Raw genomic sequence first — 18,398 nt, forward strand, 5'->3', positions numbered from 1 at the left:
GGCTTTTGTATTTATAACAAGGTATAGACGTTAACAATGATCACCGGTGACTTAAAAAGTAAAATCGACGGCCTGTGGGAAGATTTCTGGGTAGGCGGCATAACTAACCCGCTGACCGTAATCGAACAGATCACCTACCTGATGTACTCCCGGATGCTGGATACCCAGGAACAACGCGACGAGAAGCGTAAACAAATCGCGGGCGTTGATTTTAAACCGCGTTTTGCGCCTGAGCAGCAGGAGTTCCGTTTCAGTCACTATAGCAACCTTGGCTCGGATGAAATGATGGAAGTGGTGCGCGATGGCGTCTTCCAGCATTTCCGTCAACTCGGGCTGGCTGACGATTCGAAGGTGACGCTGCTGGGCAACTTTATGAAAGACGCCCGTCTGGAGATCGTCAAACCGTCGCTGTTAACCAAAGCCGTAGAGGTGATCAAAAACCTGCCGCTAGATCGTGGCGACACCAAAGGCGATCTCTACGAATACCTGTTAAGCAAGCTAACCACCGCAGGAATCAACGGTCAGTTCCGTACGCCGCGCCACATTATCCGCACGATGGTTGAAATGATGGAGCCGAACCCCGCGCGTGGTGAGACGATTTGCGATCCGGCCTGTGGCACTGGTGGTTTTCTGGCGACCAGCTATGAGTACCTGTTGGAAAAATACAGCTCGCTGGAGTCCATCCATACCGAGATTGGCAGCAACGAACGCGGTGAACTAGAAGAGCAAAAAATCTTTACTGGTGATCTGCTGACGCCGTGGCGTGACCATGTGGATAACAACATGTTCCACGGCTACGACTTTGATACTACTATGCTGCGTATCGCCGCTATGAACCTGATTATGCACGGCGTGGAAGAGCCGGATATCCACTATCAGGACACCATGAGCCAAAGCTTCAGCACCAACTTCCCACAGGCCAGCAAAAATGCTTTCAACCTGATATTGGCGAACCCACCCTTTACCGGTTCACTGGATGAGGAAGATATCGACGCCACGCTGTCGGCGATGGTGAAAACCAAGAAAACTGAGCTGCTGTTCCTGGCGCGAATTCTGCAAATGCTGAAAGTAGGTGGACGCAGCGCCACTATCGTGCCGCAGGGTGTGCTGTTTGGCTCCAGTAAGGCGCACCAGTCACTGCGTAAAACGCTGGTAGAAGATAACCAGTTAGAAGCGGTGATCAATCTGCCTTCCGGCGTATTTAAACCTTACGCTGGTGTGGCGACGGCGATCCTGATCTTTACCAAAGGCGGTCAGACGGACGAGGTCTGGTTCTACGATCTGCAAAGTGATGGCTACAGCCTGGATGACAAGCGTAACCCGATAAAAGACAACGATCTGCCGCATCTGCTGGCAAGCTGGAAGCACTACCGTGCTTTGCGTGGTTTGCCAGTAGATAACTTTATGGGCGAGAAATTTGCCTCGTTGCTGAAACAGCAGTACCCGGAAGGGATTGCTGCTGGTGTTGATTTTAAAGATCGAACGCAGGCGGCATTTGTGGTGTCGAAAGAGGATATTGCAGCGCAGAAATATGATCTCTCTATTAATCGTTATAAAGAAGTGGTGTATCAGGCCGAGGAGTATGAAGATCCGAAGGTGATACTGAAGCGGCTGAAGGACTTGGAGAAAGAAATTCTGGCGGATCTGGATGAGCTGGAGGGAATGCTGTGAGTTGGCCGATGGTAAAGTTAGGTGATGTAGCACCTGCAACCCCAGTAAAGAATGTTAATTTAAACAAAGATGAACTTATCTGGCAGTTAAATCTTGACCAAATTGAATCAAACACCGGCAAAGTTATCGATAAAATTAAACAACCCTTATCAAAAGCGGGGTCATCCACACACTTTTTTAACAATGAACATGTACTATATTCAAAGTTACGTCCTTATTTAAATAAGGTAATTATTCCGGATGAGTTGGGAATCGCAACTACTGAATTAGTTCCAATGAAACCTGATCAGAAAAGATTAAATAAAAAATACTTAGCTTATTATCTACGATCAAAGCAATTCGTTGACTGGATATCCACACAGGTGTCTGGGGCAAAAATGCCTCGAGTTGTAATGAGTATATTCTGGCAACATGAAATGCCACTACCACCAATAGCCGAGCAGGAACGGATTGTTGCCATTCTTGATAAGGCTAATGGAATTTTACATAAGCGAAAAAAAATAAAAAAATTGGCTGATAATTTTTTGGATGCTACGTTTTTTGCAATGTTTGGAGATCCGGTGGTTAATGATAAAAAATGGTCAATAAAAAAATTAAATGATATATGTGACAATGTAATAGATTGCTCTCATTCAACCCCTAAATGGGTTGACGATGGAATTATTTGTGTACGTACATCAAACTTATCTAAAGGAGGATGGATTTGGTCTGATTCAAGATTCGTTAATAATGAAACTTATTTAGAGAGAACGAAAAGGAGTATTGTAGAAAAAGGAGATATTATACTTAGTCGTGAAGGAACTGTTGGTGTTGCAGCTATTGTGCCTGAAAATTTAAAATTATGCATGGGACAACGTTTAGTCCAACTTAAGTTAGATAAAAATAAAGTAACTCCAGAGTATCTCTTGGCTTTTTTACTTTATGAATTAGATCCTGTAAGAATATCAAGAGTAATGAGTGGTTCAACTTCAAAACATATTAATGTCAGTGAATTACGACAGTTGGATGTGATGCTTCCACCAATGAGAGAGCAAAAATTATTTTCAGAAATACGAAATAAAATAATCAATATATACAACAAGCCTGACATAGATAGTTCATTATTTGAAGCATTAAGTTCCCAGCTTACATTTTAGTTTCAAGATTGGATTATGAATAATCCCTCTCGTAAAAATTTTACGAGAGGTTCGAAATTAAAATCTGTTGCTATTTTTTATGAAATCATAGAGACATACTAATTTACAGAAATTACTTGATAACACTTGAATACTCATCGCTTCATCAATATGTTTTTTCAGTATCTTTAGTAGTTCATCCATATCACGCTTGATTAAACCCGATTCCATATATGGCATCATTCTTAAAAAGAAACCGAAATCATAAGCAAGATATAACTCGTTGACACCCACTCTGACTTCAGGAACGTTTTCAGAGCGTCTCTTATCCCATCCTTGAGATTGAAAACTTACTGGAGTGATATTTAATCGTGATAAAACACCACCTGAAAGTCCTGCTTCATTAATTACATTCCCATCTGGGTTAATTAAATTAGCGTGATTTAAGAAGTGAAAAACAGGTATGCGCGCATTGCCTTTGCATATATTTGGCAGAACATCATTAACAACACATTCCCAATCATAATGTCCATTTTCAAATACAACTTCTCGGATAAGATCTACACGTTCCAGTCCAACTAATCCTTTTGCCGCCATCGACTCTGATTTTTTTACCATCGAAATAGCACCATACCCTACAACAAACTCTGTTGTACTAATCCCCTCTTCAATCTTCTCTGAGTCCCTCACATATAATTTTCCTTTAGGATCATCGGTTAAGACTAATTCATAAAGCTCATCTTTTATCATTCTGAATAAATGTGCTGGAATCCTTTTTTTAGTTTCACTTAGCACTTCAAATATTTCTTTATAGGATGGTGCCTGAACATATTTCACCGGGATTTTTTTATGAATCACAGAATCACTAATGTCAGCCTCTTCAAGTTCAGGTTTCCATTCAACAAACAATAATTTATTCTGTAAAAAATCCAAACTGGCATCAGGAAAACAACTAACTATATCTTCCAGGATTTCAGCTATATGTTCATCTGTTAAAGAGTAGCCTAAGAAGATAACAGGCCTCTCTATAAACATAGTTAGTAACTTAGATGATAGGTAGGGGTTTTTCTTTCTATATTTATCATAGTCATTTGATGTTAAAATTAATGAGTTAGGCTCAGTGCAGCAACCATGTATTTTATATATTTCGGCAATACCGTGGCTCCTGCCAGTAATCAATCCATCTTGGCCTATAAAGGTTGTAAATTTAGGGAAAAGGCTTTCAAGAAAAACATCCCAGTTTGTGGTAATAACCCCATCAATATTTGCTTTCGCAAAAAGAGAAATTTCGTTTTTTAACCCATCATTATCTATAATATTTTCATGTGCATTCTCAATATATTTAGATATTGACAACTTCAAAGGAGACTGTTCGTTAATGAAAGTTTTCTCCTGTTCTTTTTCACTTAATGCTAATTGTCCTTCTTCAGTATCCCACCATTTCTCAGCGTATGCCGACACCAATAATTGTGCATATTCGGGTAGGTCACCATTAGATTTTGTTTTAAATTTTATATGATTTTCCCCAATCGCCTCAGCAAAATGCTTTAAAAGGTCTTGCCAACATGGCACACCAAGGTAACGACGAGACACTCCGGAGCCAACAAATAACACAGGGGATGCCTCAAACTGCTTAAAATGCTCTTCGAGTTTTTTCTTAAAATTCATACTGATACTCTCTTTACAAGAAATCAAACCCCTTTATACCGATAACATTAAGGTATTGCTTCTTTCATCACCAGTACATTTATCAATTTTACGCAAGAAATCTAATCATTTGGATTCAAGTAGTTATCAGGCTAAAACTTGAGGAATAGCATATCATTCTTGATAATAGCCGAATTGTTGTACCTTCGTTACGATGTAGGGCCCAATCAAGAGCCCATTCCCGTTTTCTAAGTAATCGTGACTTTAGGTTTAGGCTTACATGGCGCATTCCTGCCACTTAGGCTCAATGGAAAGTGTTGCCACAGTGAAAACTCGGCTATTTGACCTTACCGACCAACTCCTCATTTGATAAGTCAGCAGCTTTTAATTTAGGCTCGAATGTCCACTTTCAAACAACTCACTCGCCATTACCCCGGTTGATCTTCGCATAGTCAAACGGCGTAATCCCTTTCCCTCGATTGGCATCCAGAAAATCCGCCCACCACTGCAACATCAGCTTGCGTTCGTCCAGATGTTCCGCTTTATGGATATATGCAGCCCGCACCGAATTGCGTTCCATATGGCTCATCTGCCTTTCCACCGCATCCTTCGACCATAGTCCTGACTCAATTAGCGAGCTACAGGCCATTGTGCGGAAGCCGTAACCACAAACCTCAACTTTAGTGTCATAGCCCATCACCCGGAGCGCACTGTTTACGGTGTTTTCACTCATTGGCTTACGCGGATCATGATCGCCAATAAAGATCAGCTCATGTTCGCCACAGAACTGCTTTATCTGCTTCAGGATCGCCAGCGCCTGCTTTGAAAGCGGCACCAGATGCGGTGTACGCATCTTTGAACCTCGCTGAGAATGTTTCACATCAGGAATGGGCTCTCGCTCAGGTGGGATGGTCCACATTGACGTTTCAAAATCGATTTCTGACCAACGAGCAAAACGCAGCTCACTGGACCGAATAAAGATAAGCAGAGTGAGTTCTGTCGCCCAGCGGGTTAGCGGCCTGCCGGTATAGCTATCTATTTTCTCAAGCAACTCAGGGATGCGCTTTAATTCCAGCGCCGGACGATGTTGCCGATTACCGGAAGCAACCGCCCCAGCCATCTCTTGTGCCGGGTTATAATCAATTAACCCACTTTGTACTGCATAACGCATGATGGCCGTAGTGCGCTGTTGAAGACGAGCAGCAACCTCAAGACGTCCAGACATCTCTACGGCTTTAATGGGCGCTAATAAATCGCGCGTTTTTAACTCAGTGATATTACGTTCACCAAGCGCCGCAAAGAGATTATCTTCCAGACTTTTTAGCACACGATGGGCGTGATCTTCAGACCACTTTTTATTGGTGCCATGCCACTCGATCGCTACCTCTTTAAAGGTTCGTGCTTTACTCTGTTCAACCTTATCATTTTTCTTTTTGTCTCCCGGATCTACGCCATTCGCTAGTAGCTTACGCGCTTTGTCACGACGTGCTCTGGCATCCGCCAGTGTGATTTCAGGGTAAACTCCAAGCGCCAGCATCTTTTGCTTGCCGTCATAACGGTACTGCAAACGCCAGTACTTAGAACCATTAGAGTGGACAAGAAGATGCATACCATTGCCATCAGTCAGCTTGTATTGCTTATCTGTTGGCTTAGCTGTTCTGACTTTGATATCTGTTAACGCCATGCTTATCCCCTCCCTGTTGGTACAAGCATTATCGAACCGGAAATACCATCATCTGTACCAACATGTGTTGGTAGATGTACGTTGATGTCGGTTGACCCTGAGAGAGTTAATATAGCGGGAAAGATAGATAAACACTGGATTTTAGACATAAAAAAAGACCTCAGTTGAGGTCCATTTACATGCTTTTGGTGCCGAAGGCCGGACTCGAACCGGCACGTATTTCTACGGTTGATTTTGAATCAACTGCGTCTACCGATTTCGCCACTCCGGCATGGATAAGGATACGGAAAACGCTGGCGATTATACCGTTACCCGTGGGGTGTGCAACCGCTATTGAGTAGCGCGTGCGCTGAGCGTTGAAAAAAACAGCGTCATCATCTCATCAAAAACCAGAACACTCTCAATCTGCATGGCCCTGCCCGCTTCTCCGGAACTTTCTGAGATCCTGTGCCTCATATCCTGCATTATCGGCGTCTGAAAGACGGAACCATGAGGTTATACATGAGTAAATCAATGCAACGCGGCGTTTGGGCATGGGGTATGGCGGCAGCACTGGTCGCGGGCAGCGCGTCGGCGGCGAGCTGGCAGGATCAGCTGAGCAGCGCCGCTTCGCAGCTCTCGCAGCAGCAAAACAGTAATACCACCAGCAGCAATGGTGCGCAGAGCGGCGGGCTGTCGCTCTCCACGCTGACCGGCCTGCTGAACGGCGGCGATAAAGCGGTAAGCGCCAGCAATATGACCAACGCGGCGGGCGTGATGGAGTACTGCGTGCAGCATAACGTGGTGGATAACAATGTGAAGTCGGTGAAAGAGCAGGTGCTGAGCAAACTCGGCCTGAGCACGCCGGCGGCGCAGGAGCAGAAAACTGATTATCAGCAGGGTATCGCCGGCCTGCTCAATACCGGTAACGGCCAGCAGCTTAACCTGCAGAGCCTGAGCAACTCGCCAATGGGTGAGAAGCTTAAAACCAAAGCGTGTGATGTCGTGCTGAAGCAGGGCAAAAAATATATCGGCATGTAATCAGCGCCGTGTGCCGGGCTGCTGTCCCGGCCTTATCGTGCTGATGAATGAGATTTTTTATGGCCAGATGCGTACGCTGCTGGCCTCCCCATGTTTTTCTGTGCGCCCTGACGCTATAGTGAGATTTTGCAGCAAACAGGACAGCGCGCATGAAAGGCATCAACATAGCGATTTACTTCGATCCCGATCTGATTCGACTCTGCGTACATGAGCAGGATGACAGCTACCTCAACCAGACCTTTCAGTATGACGACAGCGTCATTGAAGAGATCTATCAGTGGCTGGAACAGTACACGCCAAAGCGCACCCATATCTGCCTGATTGAGCACGACACCGCTGATATCCTCGCCGATGAGCTGACCGATAACGGCTATCACGTCCATCAGGTGAGCCAGCATGACCTGCTGAGCTGGTTCGCCAGCGAGCCGCCTGCTACGCCGGATGGATCGCCGGTGCGCGCCCTGCTGCGCTATCTCGAGAGCGAACGCCCGGCGGAGTATGAGTCGCGCACGCCGCAGATCGAAGCGCTGATGGATCTGCTGGATGAGCTCGACGCGCTGGAAGGCGTGGATGAGGTGGAGGATGAAGATAGCCTGCCGGATAACGTGCTGCGCCTGATGAAGCAGAAAAAAATCAGCGCTGATGATGCCGCGCAGCGCCTGCTGCCGGAGGTCAATGAGCGCATCCGCGAACACCTCATTAACTACCCCGAACTGATGACGCCGGAGCTGCTGGAAGATTTTTTCCCCGAGATGATCGAAGCGCTCGATACGCCAAAGCACTGAGTAATACATCCTGTCACAGGGCTGCACACGCGGCCCTGCCCTGCGGAGATGCATGATGCTGGAACTCTTCAAAGCGATAGGCCTCGGGCTGGTGGTGATCCTGCCGCTGGCCAACCCTCTGACGACCGTGGCGCTGTTTTTAGGGCTGGCGGGCGAGATGAATTTTCAGGAGCGTAACCGTCAGGCGCTGCAGGCGTCGGTTTATGTGTTTCTGATCATGATGGTCGCCTGGTACGCCGGCAACGCGGTGCTGCACACCTTTGGTATATCTATACCCGGCCTGCGCATGGCGGGCGGGCTGATCGTCGCCTTTATCGGCTTTCGTATGCTGTTTCCGGCAAAACCAGTCGGCCATTCGGTAGAGGCGCGCCATAAAAAAGATGAGCAGGATGCCAGCGACGATCCGCGCGAGACGGTGAATATCGCCTTTGTGCCGCTGGCGATGCCGAGCACCGCCGGTCCGGGTACCATTGCGATGATCATCAGCTCAGCCTCAACGGTGAAAGCCGGCGTCGATTTCCCCGCCTGGGTGGTGATGGTCGCCCCGGTGCTGACCTTTCTGGTAGTAGCTCTGATTTTATGGATTTCCCTGCGCAGCTCCGGCGCGATTATGAAGCTGGTAGGCAAAGGCGGCATTGAAGCGATTTCGCGCCTGATGGGTTTTCTGCTGGTCTGTATGGGCGTGCAGTTCGTGATCAACGGCGTGCTGGAAGTGGTGCGTACGTTACATTGAGTTTTGTGCGGGCCCCGTAGGGGGCGCATTTATGCGCCCCTGGTTGAATTCAGGCGTCATTGAATCCGTGCGGGTATCGGCCAGGGCGCCATGAATGGCGCCCCTACGGGGGATGGATATTATCGAATGTCGTACGAACCCCGTAGGGGCGCATTTATGCGCCCCTGGTTGAATCCAGGCGTCATTAAATCCGTGCGGGTATCGGCCAGGGCGCCATGAATGGCGCCCCTACGGGGGATGGATATTATCGAATGTCGTACGAACCCCGTAGGGGCGCATTTATGCGCCCCTGTTTAAATTCAGGGGTCATTAAATCCGTGCGGGTATCGGCCAGGGCGCCATGAATGGCGCCCCTACGGAGGATGGATATTATCGAATCTCGTACGAACCCCGTAGGGGGCGCATTTATGCGCCCCCTGGTTGAATTCAGGCGTCATTGAATCCGTGCGGGTATCGGCCAGGGCGCCATGAATGGCGCCCCTAAGGGGGATGGATATTATCGAATCTCGTACGAACCCCGTAGGGGGCGCATTTATGCGCCCCTGGTTGAATTCAGGCGTCATTGAATCCGTGCGGGTATCGGCCAGGGCGCCATGAATGGCGCCCCTACGGGGGATGGATATTATCGAATCTCGTACGAGTCCCGTAGGGGGCGCATTTATGCGCCCCTGGCTGAGGATATTATCCGGGCGCCCCCGCTTAGCGATTAATGCAGGGTTTTGCGGACGTCGGCGACCTGCTCTTTGGTCACGGCCGGGGCGCGGTTGCTCCAGCCCTGGCGAACGAAGGTGGCGAGCTGTGCGACCTCTTCGTCGCTCAGGCGCTGGCCGAAGCCCGGCATCGCCAGCGTCGACGGCGCTTTAGCCGTTGAAGGCTGCTGCGCGCCGACGAGGATCGTATGGATCAGCCCCGTCGGATCGCCTGCGTTCACGATCGTTGCCTGATCCAGCTCGGGGAAGATCCCCGGCGCACCCTTGCCGGTTACGAAGTGGCAGGCGCCGCAGTTGTCGAGATAGAGACGCTCGCCTTCGCTCAGGTTCTTCGCGGCCGTCAGTTTCGCTTCGGTCTGCTGCTGCGCCTGCACGTTGTAGGCCTGCAGCGGCGGATTGCCGCCAAGGAACTTCAGATAAGCAGCAATCGCTTTCAGATCGGCGTCGGTCATATGGGAGCTGGAGTGCTCAATCACCGACTTCATCTCACCGCCCACGGCAGCTTTATCGTTCCGCCCGGTCTGCAGGTAATCGATCACCTCCTGCTCGCTCCAGTGCGGCATACCGCGCAGCGACGGCACATCCCAGTTATTCAGGCTGCCGCCGGCGAGAAAGGTTTTGTCGCTGCTGTCGAGCGATTTCTCATTCATGCCGAGACCGCGCGGCGTGTGGCAGCTGCCGCAGTGGCCAAGACTCTCGACGATATAGGCACCGCGATTCACTTCAGCAGAGGCGCCGCCAATCGGCTGAAACGGCTTGTCGGAGGTAAATGCCCAGTTCCAGAAGCGCATACCCCAGCGCTGGCTGAACGGGAAGCTCAGCTTCGTCTCCTGCGGCTGCTCGCTGCTCGGCTTTACGCCCTTCATAAAGTAGACCCAGAGCGCGTGCATATCAGCATCGCTGATCTTCGCATAGTCCGGATACGGCATGGCCGGATAGAGGCGTGAACCATCCGGCAGCACCCCTTTACGTACCGCGTCAGAGAACTGCTGTTCGCTGTAGTTACCGATACCGTGTGCTTTGTCCGGCGTGATGTTAGTGGAGTAGATCGTACCCAGGTTCGACTCAATTGCCAGCCCGCCCGCGTAGGCTGCTTTGCCCGCGACGCTGTGGCACGCCATGCAGTCACCCAGCCGCGACAGATACTCACCCTGCTTAATCAGGGCCGCTTCATCTTCCGCCTGCGCCTGCAGCGCCACGCCGCTCAGCGCCAGCGCTACCAGTAATGTTAGTTTTTTCATCTGCTTATGCCTGTACCAGTGGGCCGGGATTCTTCAGATACTGCTCTTTGATCGCCTGCGCCGCCATCAGGGTGATCGCGCCGATGGTATCGGTCGGGTTCGCCTGGAAGTTTTGCGGGAAGGCGTTGCCGCCCGGCACAAAGACGTTATGCACGTCCCAGCTCTGCAGGTATTTGTTCAGCGCCGAAGTTTTCGGGTTATCGCCCATCACCGCACCGCCCACGTTGTGGGTTGAGACATATTTGGTGAGGTCAAAATCGGCGCCCATCGGCAGGAAGCTCATACTCATGCTGTCCGGGTTCAGCTCTTTGGCAATATCGCCCACGATGCCCTTCAGATGCTGCTGCAGCTTCAGCTCGTTCTCTTTCCAGTTAAAGGTCATACGCAGCAGCGGGTTGCCGCGATGATCGGTGTAGTGCGGATCGAGATCGAGATAGATATCGCGATAGGACTGGCAGGTGGTAGTGATGCTGATCTTCATCGAATGGTTGTACCACTGCTCCAGACCCTCTTTGTAGCCCATACCCCAGGCGGGCGTGCCTTTCGGCAGCGCAGCGGCCATCGGCGTACCGGTCGCCTGCGAGCTGTGGATCTTGGCGCCGCCGAGGAAGCCGAGGCCCGGGCCGTCGAAGTTGCCTGGCGAGATGTCATTGAACATCTGGCCGGTCGCGCCGGCGGTGGCGTAAGAGTTAAAGTTCTTATCTTTAAAGAACAGCGTGGCGCCGCCGTTGGAGAGAAACGCATAGTTGCGCCCTACCACACCCTCTTCAGTGATCGGGTTATACGGCTTGCCGATGCCGGAGAGCAGCATCAGACGCACGTTGTAGAGCTGGAAGCTGGAGAGCACCACAATTTTGGCTGGCTGGAACACCTCGTTGCCGTCGGCATCGTAGTAGATCACGCCTTTTGCGGTTTTGCCATCATCGTGCAGAACGACTTTAGCCACTTCAGCGTTCACTTCGTAGGAGAAGTTCGGCAGACGCTTCAGCGCATCCATCACCGCCGTCTGCGGTGACGCTTTGGAGTAGTTCAGGCACGGATATTTGGAGCAGTAGCCGCAGTAGTTGCACGGTGCAATCTGGTTGCCGTAGGGGTTTTTCCACGCACGCGACACGCAGGCTGAAGGGTTCGGGAACGGATGATAGCCGAGCTTCTTCGCCGCCTCTTTAAACATCACGTTGTTGAGCGTGTCGTCCAGCGCCGGCAGCGGGTAAGGCTCTGAGCGCGGCCCTTCAAACGGATCGCCGCCTTCAAGGATCTGACCACGCAGGTTGCCGGTGGTGCCGGACTGCCCGCAGATCAGCTCAAACTTATAGAAGTAAGGCTCAATCTCTTCCCAGCTGAACGGGAAGTCCATAACGCGCATATCATCCTGCAGAATGCCTGGCTTATACGCCTGATCAACATAGGTTTTCAGTTTGATATCGGTCGCGGTCGGACGGATCAGTACTGCCGTCCAGTGCATACCTGCGCCGCCCACGCCGGTGCCGGGTGCAAAGGCACCCCATTTGCGGGTAGGCAGCGCGGTCTGGTCCATATTGTAACGCACCGTCACCGCCACCTCTTTTGGTGTGGCGAAGACTTTATTACGCACGTTGTAAGCGTATTCATCGGCCGGCTTCGGGTAGGCGAAGTCGGGATAGTCGCGCTCGCCGCCGCGCTCCAGCGCGCGCACCTCAAGTCCGGCCAGCGCCAGCTCGATACTCATCAGCGAGCCGGCCCAGCCGAGGCCGCACACAACGACATCGACTTCTTTTTTTGTAATCTGTGCCATGTTAGTTCTGTCTCATATACCAAATAGGGAAATTCAGGCGCGCTGGCCCAGCAGGCTGACCGGTCCGAGCGGATACGGCACGTTGTGCTGCTTCACCCATTCGGTAAAGCTGGCGCGGGCACCCGGGAAGCCGATAGCGATCCACGCCTTCATACCTTTATTACCGCCATACATCGGGTCGGCAAGATAACCATGTTTGGTATCAGCCAGCAGCTGGCTGAAGAACTGTGAGGCTTTCAGCGACGGCTCGCCCAGCGCCGCAAAATCGAGGCCATCATTCTTGTTGATACGGGTCAGCACGGCATCTTTCTCTTCCGTGCTCAGCTCGTGGAAGGCTTTCTGATAGGTCGTCTGCGTCCACTGCTCCACCAGCTTGATGGCGGTGCGGTACATCTGCTGCGGCGTAAACGGGATCTGATAGCCCATGGTCGCCGGCGCGTGTACATCAAACGGCCCCTGCAGATAGATTTCTGCACCGAACTCCGGCGTGTGCAGCTGCTGGTCGATAAAAATCGGTACGTTGGTTTCCAGCGCGCCGGGCGCCTTGCCGCTGCCGCCAGCCGGGATCAGACGGTCGGTTGCCGCCAGGATAAACTGCCATTCACTGGCGCTGAAAAAGATCGGTTTATAATCGGCGAGTTCCGGCGCAGCCATTTCTGCCGCCTGCGCGGCGGTAACGCCTTTTAATAAAAGGTCGCTGACCGGCAAAGCCAGCAGCGCCCCGAGTAAAAATTTACGTCTGGTGGTGGGTTTTTCTAACAGCATGGCGCGACAATTCTCACTAGCTAAGAAAGATAATTTATATTTTTGTTAATGACGTTATAAATCGGCAAACAAGCGGGCAATCTTATGGATACAAATATTTCAGGATGTAAAAATTAAATTTAAAATGTGTTTAAGTGAAGGATGGTTATTTTTTTGCAGTGTCATGCGAGTGCAACAGTGCCACTTATTAACTGGAATTGTGGTTTAAACCCGCTAAAAGCAGGGGTTTTTAGCGCTTTATCTTGATATAACGCCAAAAGCATTGCATTAAAGAAATAATCGCCTGGCGCAACTGTTGAAAATAAATCACGCTTACGCTGTAGCATCGAACAGCGTAAATATTCAGCTTCATTACCGCTCAGCCAGCTTTTTATCCCTCTGCGTTTTATTTGCCCATTTAATGCATAAAAAACCGGCAAAATAATTAATACCCGGTATTAACGTTATATTCTGACAAAGCTCAGAACAAACCGGCATTTTGACTCTGCCCGCCGCGCGTTAAATTCAGCGTCTCTTCCTCTGAGGATAATAATAATGCGCTTACTGATTTTACTGGCAGCGGTCTGGAGTACTGCCTTTACCCTGCATGCCGCCACGCCAGAGGATACGCTGGTAGTGGCGGTACCGCTGGATGGCATCATCAGCTTTGACCCGGCGGAGAGTTTTGAGACGGTCAGCAACAGCGTGCAACGCAATCTCTACCAGACCCTGACCGAGCCGGACCGCAACGCGCCGCAGCAGCTTGCGCCGCTGCTGGCTAGCGAATGGCAGCCCGGCAGTACGCCGCACAGCCTGCGGTTTACCCTGCGGCCCGGCGCGCGCTTTGCCAGCGGTAACGCGGTGACAGCGCAGGATGTGGTGTTCTCTCTGACGCGCGCGGTAGAGCTCAACAAAGCGCCGGCGTTTATTCTGGCGGAGTTTGGCTGGACCCCTGCCAATATCGCCAGCCAGTTTCAGGTGCTGAGCGACACACAGCTGGAGATCCGCTGGCCGGCCGCAATTGGACAGGATCTGGCGCTGCGACTGCTCACCGCGCCGGTGGCGTCGATTGTTGACAGCAAAACGGTACAGCAGCATGCGGTCAACGGTGACAGCGGCAACGGCTGGCTGCACACCCACTCCGCCGGCAGCGGCGCTTTTACGCTGCAGCAGTATGTGCCGCAGCAGGCGGTGGTGCTTGGCGCCAGCCCGCAGGCCAGACCGGCACCGCAGCTGCGGCGCGTGCTGCTCAAAGGGGTAACGGATGCCGGCGCACGCCGCCTGCTGATCCAGCAGGGCGATGTCGATGTCGCCTATCAGCTCGGCCCCGATCAGATCGACGCGCTGAAACAGGATAAGCACCTGCGTATTGAAGCCTTTCCTTCCAGCCTGATTTACTACCTGGCGTTCAATGCCCACAACGCCGCGCAGCCGGCACTGGCTAACCCGGCGCTGTGGCGCGCCGCGCGCTGGCTGGTGGATTATCAGGCTATCTCACAGCAGCTGCTGAAAGGACAATACCGCATCCATCAGAGTTTCCTGCCGCAGGGATTTGACGGCGCACTGGAGGAGACGCCGTTTCACTATGACGTCGCGAAAGCCAAAGCCATTCTGGCGGAGGGCGGCATTCAGCCCGGCACGCGCATTGCGCTGACGGTCATCAACCAGCCTCCCTATATTGATGTAGCGCAGGCGCTGCAGGCGAGTTTTGCTAAAGCAGATATCGATATCGATCTGCAGCCGGTAGCGGAGTCGGCGCTGTGGAGTAAAATGCGCGGCCGCGATTTCCAGTCGATCTTTATCTACTGGGGGGCGGATTATGTTGATCCCAATACCAACGCCAGCGCCTTTGCCTGGAACGTACCGGGCGGCGCTAAAACGCTGGCGTGGCGGGTCGGCTGGGATATTCCGCAGCTCAGCGCGCAGACGCGGGCGGCGGCGGGTGAAAGCGACGTGGTAAAACGCCGGGCGCTCTATATCGCCCTGCAGCAGCGCGTACAGCAGGACTCCCCGTTTGTGGTCACGCTGCAGGGTGCGCAGCAGGTGGCGATCCGGCAAAACGTGACCCACGTCCGGCAGGGTATCGGCGTCAGCCTGCTCTTCTTCGATACGGTCCGTAAAGGGTAACGCCTCTTCTGCCCTCCGGCACGACCGGGGGGCTTCTCCTTTTCTGCGCAATCAGTTGCGCTACCGCAGGCTGCGCTTGCTATCCTTGGTGTCATAACGCATTGCTGAAGAGCGAGAGATTATGACCACCCCACTGCTGATTGCTCAAACCCACGATATCCGGCTGTCGCTGCTCCCGGCGATGGCCAATCGCCACGGGCTGATCGCTGGCGCCACCGGTACCGGCAAAACCGTTACGCTGCAGAAGCTGGCAGAATCCTTTTCACAGGCCGGCGTGCCGGTATTTATGGCTGACGTCAAAGGCGATTTAAGCGGCATTGCCACTCCCGGCAGCGCCTCTGAGAAGCTGCAGGCGCGGCTGTCACAGATTGGCGTCAGCGACTGGCAGCCGCACGGCAACCCGGTGATGCTGTGGGATATCTTCGGCCAGCAGGGCCACCCGGTACGTGCCACCGTTACCGATCTGGGTCCCCTGCTGCTGGCGCGGCTGCTGGGGCTGAATGAGGTGCAGTCGGGCGTATTGCAGATTATTTTCCGCATTGCAGACGATCAGGGGCTGCTGCTGCTCGATTTCAAAGATCTGCGCGCAATGACGCAGTATATCGGCGACAACGCCAAAGCGTTTCAGACGCAGTATGGCAACATCAGCAGCGCATCAGTGGGTGCGATTCAGCGCGGCCTGCTGGCGCTGGAGCAGCAGGGAGCGGAGCATTTTTTTGGTGAGCCGATGCTCAATATCCGCGACTGGATGCGCTGCGATGAGCAGGGCCGCGGCTATATCAATATTCTCGCAGCAGAACAGCTCTATCAGATGCCTAAACTCTACGCCACCAGCCTGCTGTGGCTGCTGGCGGAACTCTATGAGCAGCTGCCGGAAGCGGGCGACCTGGATAAGCCGAAAATGGTCTTCTTCTTTGATGAGGCGCATCTGCTGTTCAGTGATGCACCGCCCGTGCTGCTGGAAAAGATCGAGCAGGTCATCCGCCTGATCCGCTCCAAAGGCGTGGGCGTCTGGTTCGTCACGCAGAATCCGTCAGATATTCCGGACAAGGTATTAGGCCAGCTTGGCAATCGCGTGCAGCACGCCCTGCGCGCCTTCACGCCGCGCGATCAGAAAGCGGTAAAAAGTGCCGCTGAGACCCTGCGCGCTAACCCGGCGTTTGATGCCGTGGCGGCGCTTCAGGCGCTCGGCACCGGTGAGGCGCTGATCTCTTTCCTCGATGAGAAAGGCAGTCCATCTATCGTGGAACGCGCTATGGTGATCGCCCCCGGCTCACGCATGGGGCCGCTGACGCAGGATGAGCGCAACGACCTGATCAACCATTCGCCGCTTTATGGCAAATATGATGAGGAGGTCGATCGCGAGTCGGCGTTTGAGCGCCTGCAGCAGGGTGTTGCCGCCGCGCCGCAGCAGTCAGCGGCGCCGGACGTTAAAGGCGCTGACGTGAAGGTAGACAGCGGCATTCTTGGCGGTCTGAAAGATATTCTGTTTGGCACCACCGGACCGCGCGGCGGTAAACGCGACGGCGTGGTTCAGAGCGTGGCCCGCAGCGCAGCGCGCCAGGTCACCAGCCAGATCGTGCGCGGCATGCTGGGCAGCCTGCTCGGCGGGCGCCGCCGTTAAGGACTCTCTGCTAAGATCGGATAATGGATAAATATCAACAACTGAAGCGCAGCAAACAGCTGGCGCTGGCGCTGCTGCTGGCGGCAGCGGCAACCTTTATCGTTACGCTGTTTCTGCCCGCTAATTTCTGGGTGCTGGGCGTTAAAGCGATCGCGGAAGCGGCTATGGTCGGCGCACTCGCCGACTGGTTTGCGGTGGTGGCGCTGTTTCGCCGCGTGCCGCTGCCGCTGATTGCGCGCCATACGGCGATTATTCCGCGTAACAAAGATCGCATCGGCGAAAACCTTGGTCGCTTTGTGCAGGAGAAGTTTCTCGATACCGATTCGCTGCTGGCGCTGATCCGCCGCAACAATCCGGCACAGCTGCTGGCGCAGTGGCTGAACGCGCCGGGCAACGCCGATCGCACAGGGCGTCATCTGCTGCAGGTCATGCGCGGCTTTCTCGATCTCACTGACGATGCACGCATTCAGCAGTTTATGCGGCGCGCCGTGCATCGCGCGCTGGATAAGGTCGATCTGACGCAGTCCAGTGCGATGATCCTCGACAGCCTGACCAAAAATAACCGTCATCAGGCGCTGCTGGATGCGGCGATTGAACAGCTGCTGCAGCTGCTGCATAAGCCCGGCACGCGTGAGTTTATCGCCCTGCAGATTGTGCGCTGGCTGAAGCGTGAACATCCGGTCAAAGCCAAAGTATTGCCGACCGAGTGGCTGGGCGAGCACAGCGCCACGCTGGTGGCTAACGCGGTGGACTCCATTCTCGACGAAGTGGCACGCGATCAGGGGCATGAGCTGCGTCTCGGCTTTAATCGCGCGGTGCAGCGGCTGATTGACCGGCTGAAAAGCGATCCGGAGATGGCAGCGCGCGCGGAGTCAGTGAAGCAGTGGCTGAAAGAGGATGAGTCGCTGAATCGCTATATCGGTGAGCTGTGGCAGGATCTGCGCGCCTGGCTGAAGCGCGATCTCAGCAGCGATGATTCCCGCGTACAGGAGCGGGTACGGCTGGCGGCGCTGTGGCTGGGAGAGACCCTGCTGGCCGATGAGGCGTTACGCAGTTCAATGAATCAGCATCTGGAGGATGCGGCGCGCAGCGTGGCACCGGAGTTTGCTGCTTTTCTGACGCGTCATATCAGCGATACGGTAAAAAGCTGGGACGCACGCGATATGTCACAGCAGATTGAGCTGAATATTGGCCGCGATCTGCAGTTTATCCGCATCAACGGCACGCTGGTCGGCGGCACCATCGGCCTGCTGCTCTATCTGCTGTCCCAGTTGCCCGCGCTTCTGCAGACGCTGCCCTGACCCGCCGAGGCTGAGCCAGGGCGCCATCATTAACCGAGGGCGCCATAAATGGCGCCCCTACAGGGCCGCTCGCAGGGGGCGCATTCATGCGCCCCTGGCCCAGGCTAAATACCAAAAAATCAGGGTGCCATAAATAACCAGGGCGCCATGAATGGCGCACCTGGGTTACCCTGTAGGGGGCGCATTAATGCGCCCCTGGCCCAGGCTAAATACCAAAAAATC

General features: G+C 52.9%; 14 protein-coding genes and 1 tRNA gene. 8 read left to right on the forward strand and 7 right to left on the reverse strand.

Annotated features, from left to right (window positions below; translation table 11 throughout):
- Window positions 1-36: 36 nt before the first annotated feature.
- Together C1Y41_RS12730 and C1Y41_RS12735 are read left to right on the forward strand one after the other, a co-directional pair.
- Window positions 37-1,671: a class I SAM-dependent DNA methyltransferase gene (locus C1Y41_RS12730; RefSeq protein WP_104085575.1), complete on the forward strand. Its 1,635-nt coding sequence runs from the start codon at window positions 37-39 to the stop codon at window positions 1,669-1,671.
- Entirely contained in the window at window positions 1,668-2,807 is a 1,140-nt protein-coding gene (locus C1Y41_RS12735) for a restriction endonuclease subunit S (RefSeq protein WP_104085576.1), read from the forward strand. The genes C1Y41_RS12730 and C1Y41_RS12735 overlap by 4 nt, the downstream gene beginning before the upstream one ends.
- Window positions 2,808-2,864: 57 nt before the next feature.
- On the opposite strand, the gene C1Y41_RS12740 is transcribed toward C1Y41_RS12735, so the two are convergent.
- The 3 genes from C1Y41_RS12740 to C1Y41_RS12750 all read right to left on the reverse strand — a co-directional run bounded on the left by C1Y41_RS12740 (window position 2,865) and on the right by C1Y41_RS12750 (window position 6,388).
- On the reverse strand, window positions 2,865-4,454 hold the full coding sequence (locus tag C1Y41_RS12740; protein WP_104085577.1) for an SIR2 family protein: 1,590 nt from the start codon (window positions 4,452-4,454) through the stop codon (window positions 2,865-2,867).
- A gap of 397 nt (window positions 4,455-4,851) precedes the next feature.
- The gene (locus C1Y41_RS12745) at window positions 4,852-6,117 is read right to left on the reverse strand and encodes an integrase arm-type DNA-binding domain-containing protein (RefSeq protein ID WP_104085578.1); all 1,266 of its coding nucleotides are present in this window, start codon (window positions 6,115-6,117) and stop codon (window positions 4,852-4,854) included.
- A 186-nt stretch (window positions 6,118-6,303) separates the two neighbouring features.
- A tRNA-Leu gene (locus C1Y41_RS12750) sits at window positions 6,304-6,388 on the reverse strand.
- 230 nt (window positions 6,389-6,618) lie between these two features.
- Here C1Y41_RS12750 and C1Y41_RS12755 point away from each other — a divergent pair.
- The 3 genes from C1Y41_RS12755 (at window position 6,619) to C1Y41_RS12765 (ending at window position 8,655) form a co-directional block, all read left to right on the forward strand.
- Window positions 6,619-7,137, forward strand: a complete 519-nt coding sequence (locus C1Y41_RS12755) for a DUF2501 domain-containing protein (protein ID WP_369826810.1) — start codon at window positions 6,619-6,621, stop codon at window positions 7,135-7,137.
- Window positions 7,138-7,286: 149 nt separating this feature from the next.
- Window positions 7,287-7,922, forward strand: coding sequence for a hypothetical protein (locus tag C1Y41_RS12760; protein WP_071669124.1), 636 nt, complete (start codon window positions 7,287-7,289; stop codon window positions 7,920-7,922).
- Window positions 7,923-7,977: 55 nt separating this feature from the next.
- Window positions 7,978-8,655, forward strand: coding sequence for a MarC family NAAT transporter (locus tag C1Y41_RS12765; protein ID WP_104085638.1), 678 nt, complete (start codon window positions 7,978-7,980; stop codon window positions 8,653-8,655).
- A 706-nt stretch (window positions 8,656-9,361) separates the two neighbouring features.
- Here the strand turns inward: C1Y41_RS12765 and C1Y41_RS12770 are convergent.
- The 4 genes from C1Y41_RS12770 to C1Y41_RS19925 form a co-directional block, all read right to left on the reverse strand.
- Window positions 9,362-10,606: a cytochrome c gene (locus tag C1Y41_RS12770; protein WP_104085579.1), complete on the reverse strand. Its 1,245-nt coding sequence runs from the start codon at window positions 10,604-10,606 to the stop codon at window positions 9,362-9,364.
- A 4-nt stretch (window positions 10,607-10,610) separates the two neighbouring features.
- Window positions 10,611-12,380 carry a GMC family oxidoreductase gene (locus C1Y41_RS12775; RefSeq protein ID WP_104085580.1) on the reverse strand — a complete coding sequence of 590 codons (1,770 nt, stop codon included), beginning with the start codon at window positions 12,378-12,380 and terminating at the stop codon, window positions 10,611-10,613.
- Between the two features lie 33 nt (window positions 12,381-12,413).
- A complete protein-coding gene (locus tag C1Y41_RS12780) occupies window positions 12,414-13,145 on the reverse strand; it encodes a gluconate 2-dehydrogenase subunit 3 family protein (protein ID WP_071669127.1) in 732 nt (243 codons plus the stop codon).
- A gap of 161 nt (window positions 13,146-13,306) precedes the next feature.
- The gene (locus C1Y41_RS19925) at window positions 13,307-13,564 is read right to left on the reverse strand and encodes a hypothetical protein (RefSeq protein ID WP_146065238.1); all 258 of its coding nucleotides are present in this window, start codon (window positions 13,562-13,564) and stop codon (window positions 13,307-13,309) included.
- Window positions 13,565-13,679: 115 nt separating this feature from the next.
- Here C1Y41_RS19925 and C1Y41_RS12785 point away from each other — a divergent pair, with 115 nt between their 5' ends.
- The 3 genes from C1Y41_RS12785 to C1Y41_RS12795 all read left to right on the forward strand — a co-directional run bounded on the left by C1Y41_RS12785 (window position 13,680) and on the right by C1Y41_RS12795 (window position 18,176).
- The gene (locus tag C1Y41_RS12785; protein ID WP_104085581.1) at window positions 13,680-15,251 is read left to right on the forward strand and encodes an ABC transporter substrate-binding protein; all 1,572 of its coding nucleotides are present in this window, start codon (window positions 13,680-13,682) and stop codon (window positions 15,249-15,251) included.
- Between the two features lie 121 nt (window positions 15,252-15,372).
- Window positions 15,373-16,875, forward strand: coding sequence for a helicase HerA-like C-terminal domain-containing protein (locus C1Y41_RS12790; RefSeq protein ID WP_104085582.1), 1,503 nt, complete (start codon window positions 15,373-15,375; stop codon window positions 16,873-16,875).
- Between the two features lie 23 nt (window positions 16,876-16,898).
- Window positions 16,899-18,176 carry a DUF445 domain-containing protein gene (locus C1Y41_RS12795; RefSeq protein ID WP_104085583.1) on the forward strand — a complete coding sequence of 426 codons (1,278 nt, stop codon included), beginning with the start codon at window positions 16,899-16,901 and terminating at the stop codon, window positions 18,174-18,176.
- Window positions 18,177-18,398 lie beyond the last annotated feature (222 nt).

It is taken from the genome of Pantoea sp. ICBG 1758, assembly GCF_002928325.1.
GTDB classification, from domain to species: domain Bacteria; phylum Pseudomonadota; class Gammaproteobacteria; order Enterobacterales; family Enterobacteriaceae; genus Pantoea; species Pantoea eucrina.

What these genes read in the sequence shown, in the direction of transcription:
- C1Y41_RS12740 (WP_104085577.1), bottom strand. Translation starts at nt 4,454, where the DNA reads ATGAATTTTAAGAAAAAACTCGAAGAGCATTTTAAGCAGTTTGAGGCA.
- C1Y41_RS12745 (WP_104085578.1), bottom strand. Translation starts at nt 6,117, where the DNA reads ATGGCGTTAACAGATATCAAAGTCAGAACAGCTAAGCCAACAGATAAG.
- C1Y41_RS12785 (WP_104085581.1), top strand. Translation starts at nt 13,680, where the DNA reads ATGCGCTTACTGATTTTACTGGCAGCGGTCTGGAGTACTGCCTTTACC.
- C1Y41_RS12730 (WP_104085575.1), top strand. Translation starts at nt 37, where the DNA reads ATGATCACCGGTGACTTAAAAAGTAAAATCGACGGCCTGTGGGAAGAT.
- C1Y41_RS12755 (WP_369826810.1), top strand. Translation starts at nt 6,619, where the DNA reads ATGAGTAAATCAATGCAACGCGGCGTTTGGGCATGGGGTATGGCGGCA.
- C1Y41_RS12795 (WP_104085583.1), top strand. Translation starts at nt 16,899, where the DNA reads ATGGATAAATATCAACAACTGAAGCGCAGCAAACAGCTGGCGCTGGCG.
- C1Y41_RS12760 (WP_071669124.1), top strand. Translation starts at nt 7,287, where the DNA reads ATGAAAGGCATCAACATAGCGATTTACTTCGATCCCGATCTGATTCGA.
- C1Y41_RS12790 (WP_104085582.1), top strand. Translation starts at nt 15,373, where the DNA reads ATGACCACCCCACTGCTGATTGCTCAAACCCACGATATCCGGCTGTCG.
- C1Y41_RS12775 (WP_104085580.1), bottom strand. Translation starts at nt 12,380, where the DNA reads ATGGCACAGATTACAAAAAAAGAAGTCGATGTCGTTGTGTGCGGCCTC.
- C1Y41_RS12770 (WP_104085579.1), bottom strand. Translation starts at nt 10,606, where the DNA reads ATGAAAAAACTAACATTACTGGTAGCGCTGGCGCTGAGCGGCGTGGCG.
- C1Y41_RS12780 (WP_071669127.1), bottom strand. Translation starts at nt 13,145, where the DNA reads ATGCTGTTAGAAAAACCCACCACCAGACGTAAATTTTTACTCGGGGCG.
- C1Y41_RS12765 (WP_104085638.1), top strand. Translation starts at nt 7,978, where the DNA reads ATGCTGGAACTCTTCAAAGCGATAGGCCTCGGGCTGGTGGTGATCCTG.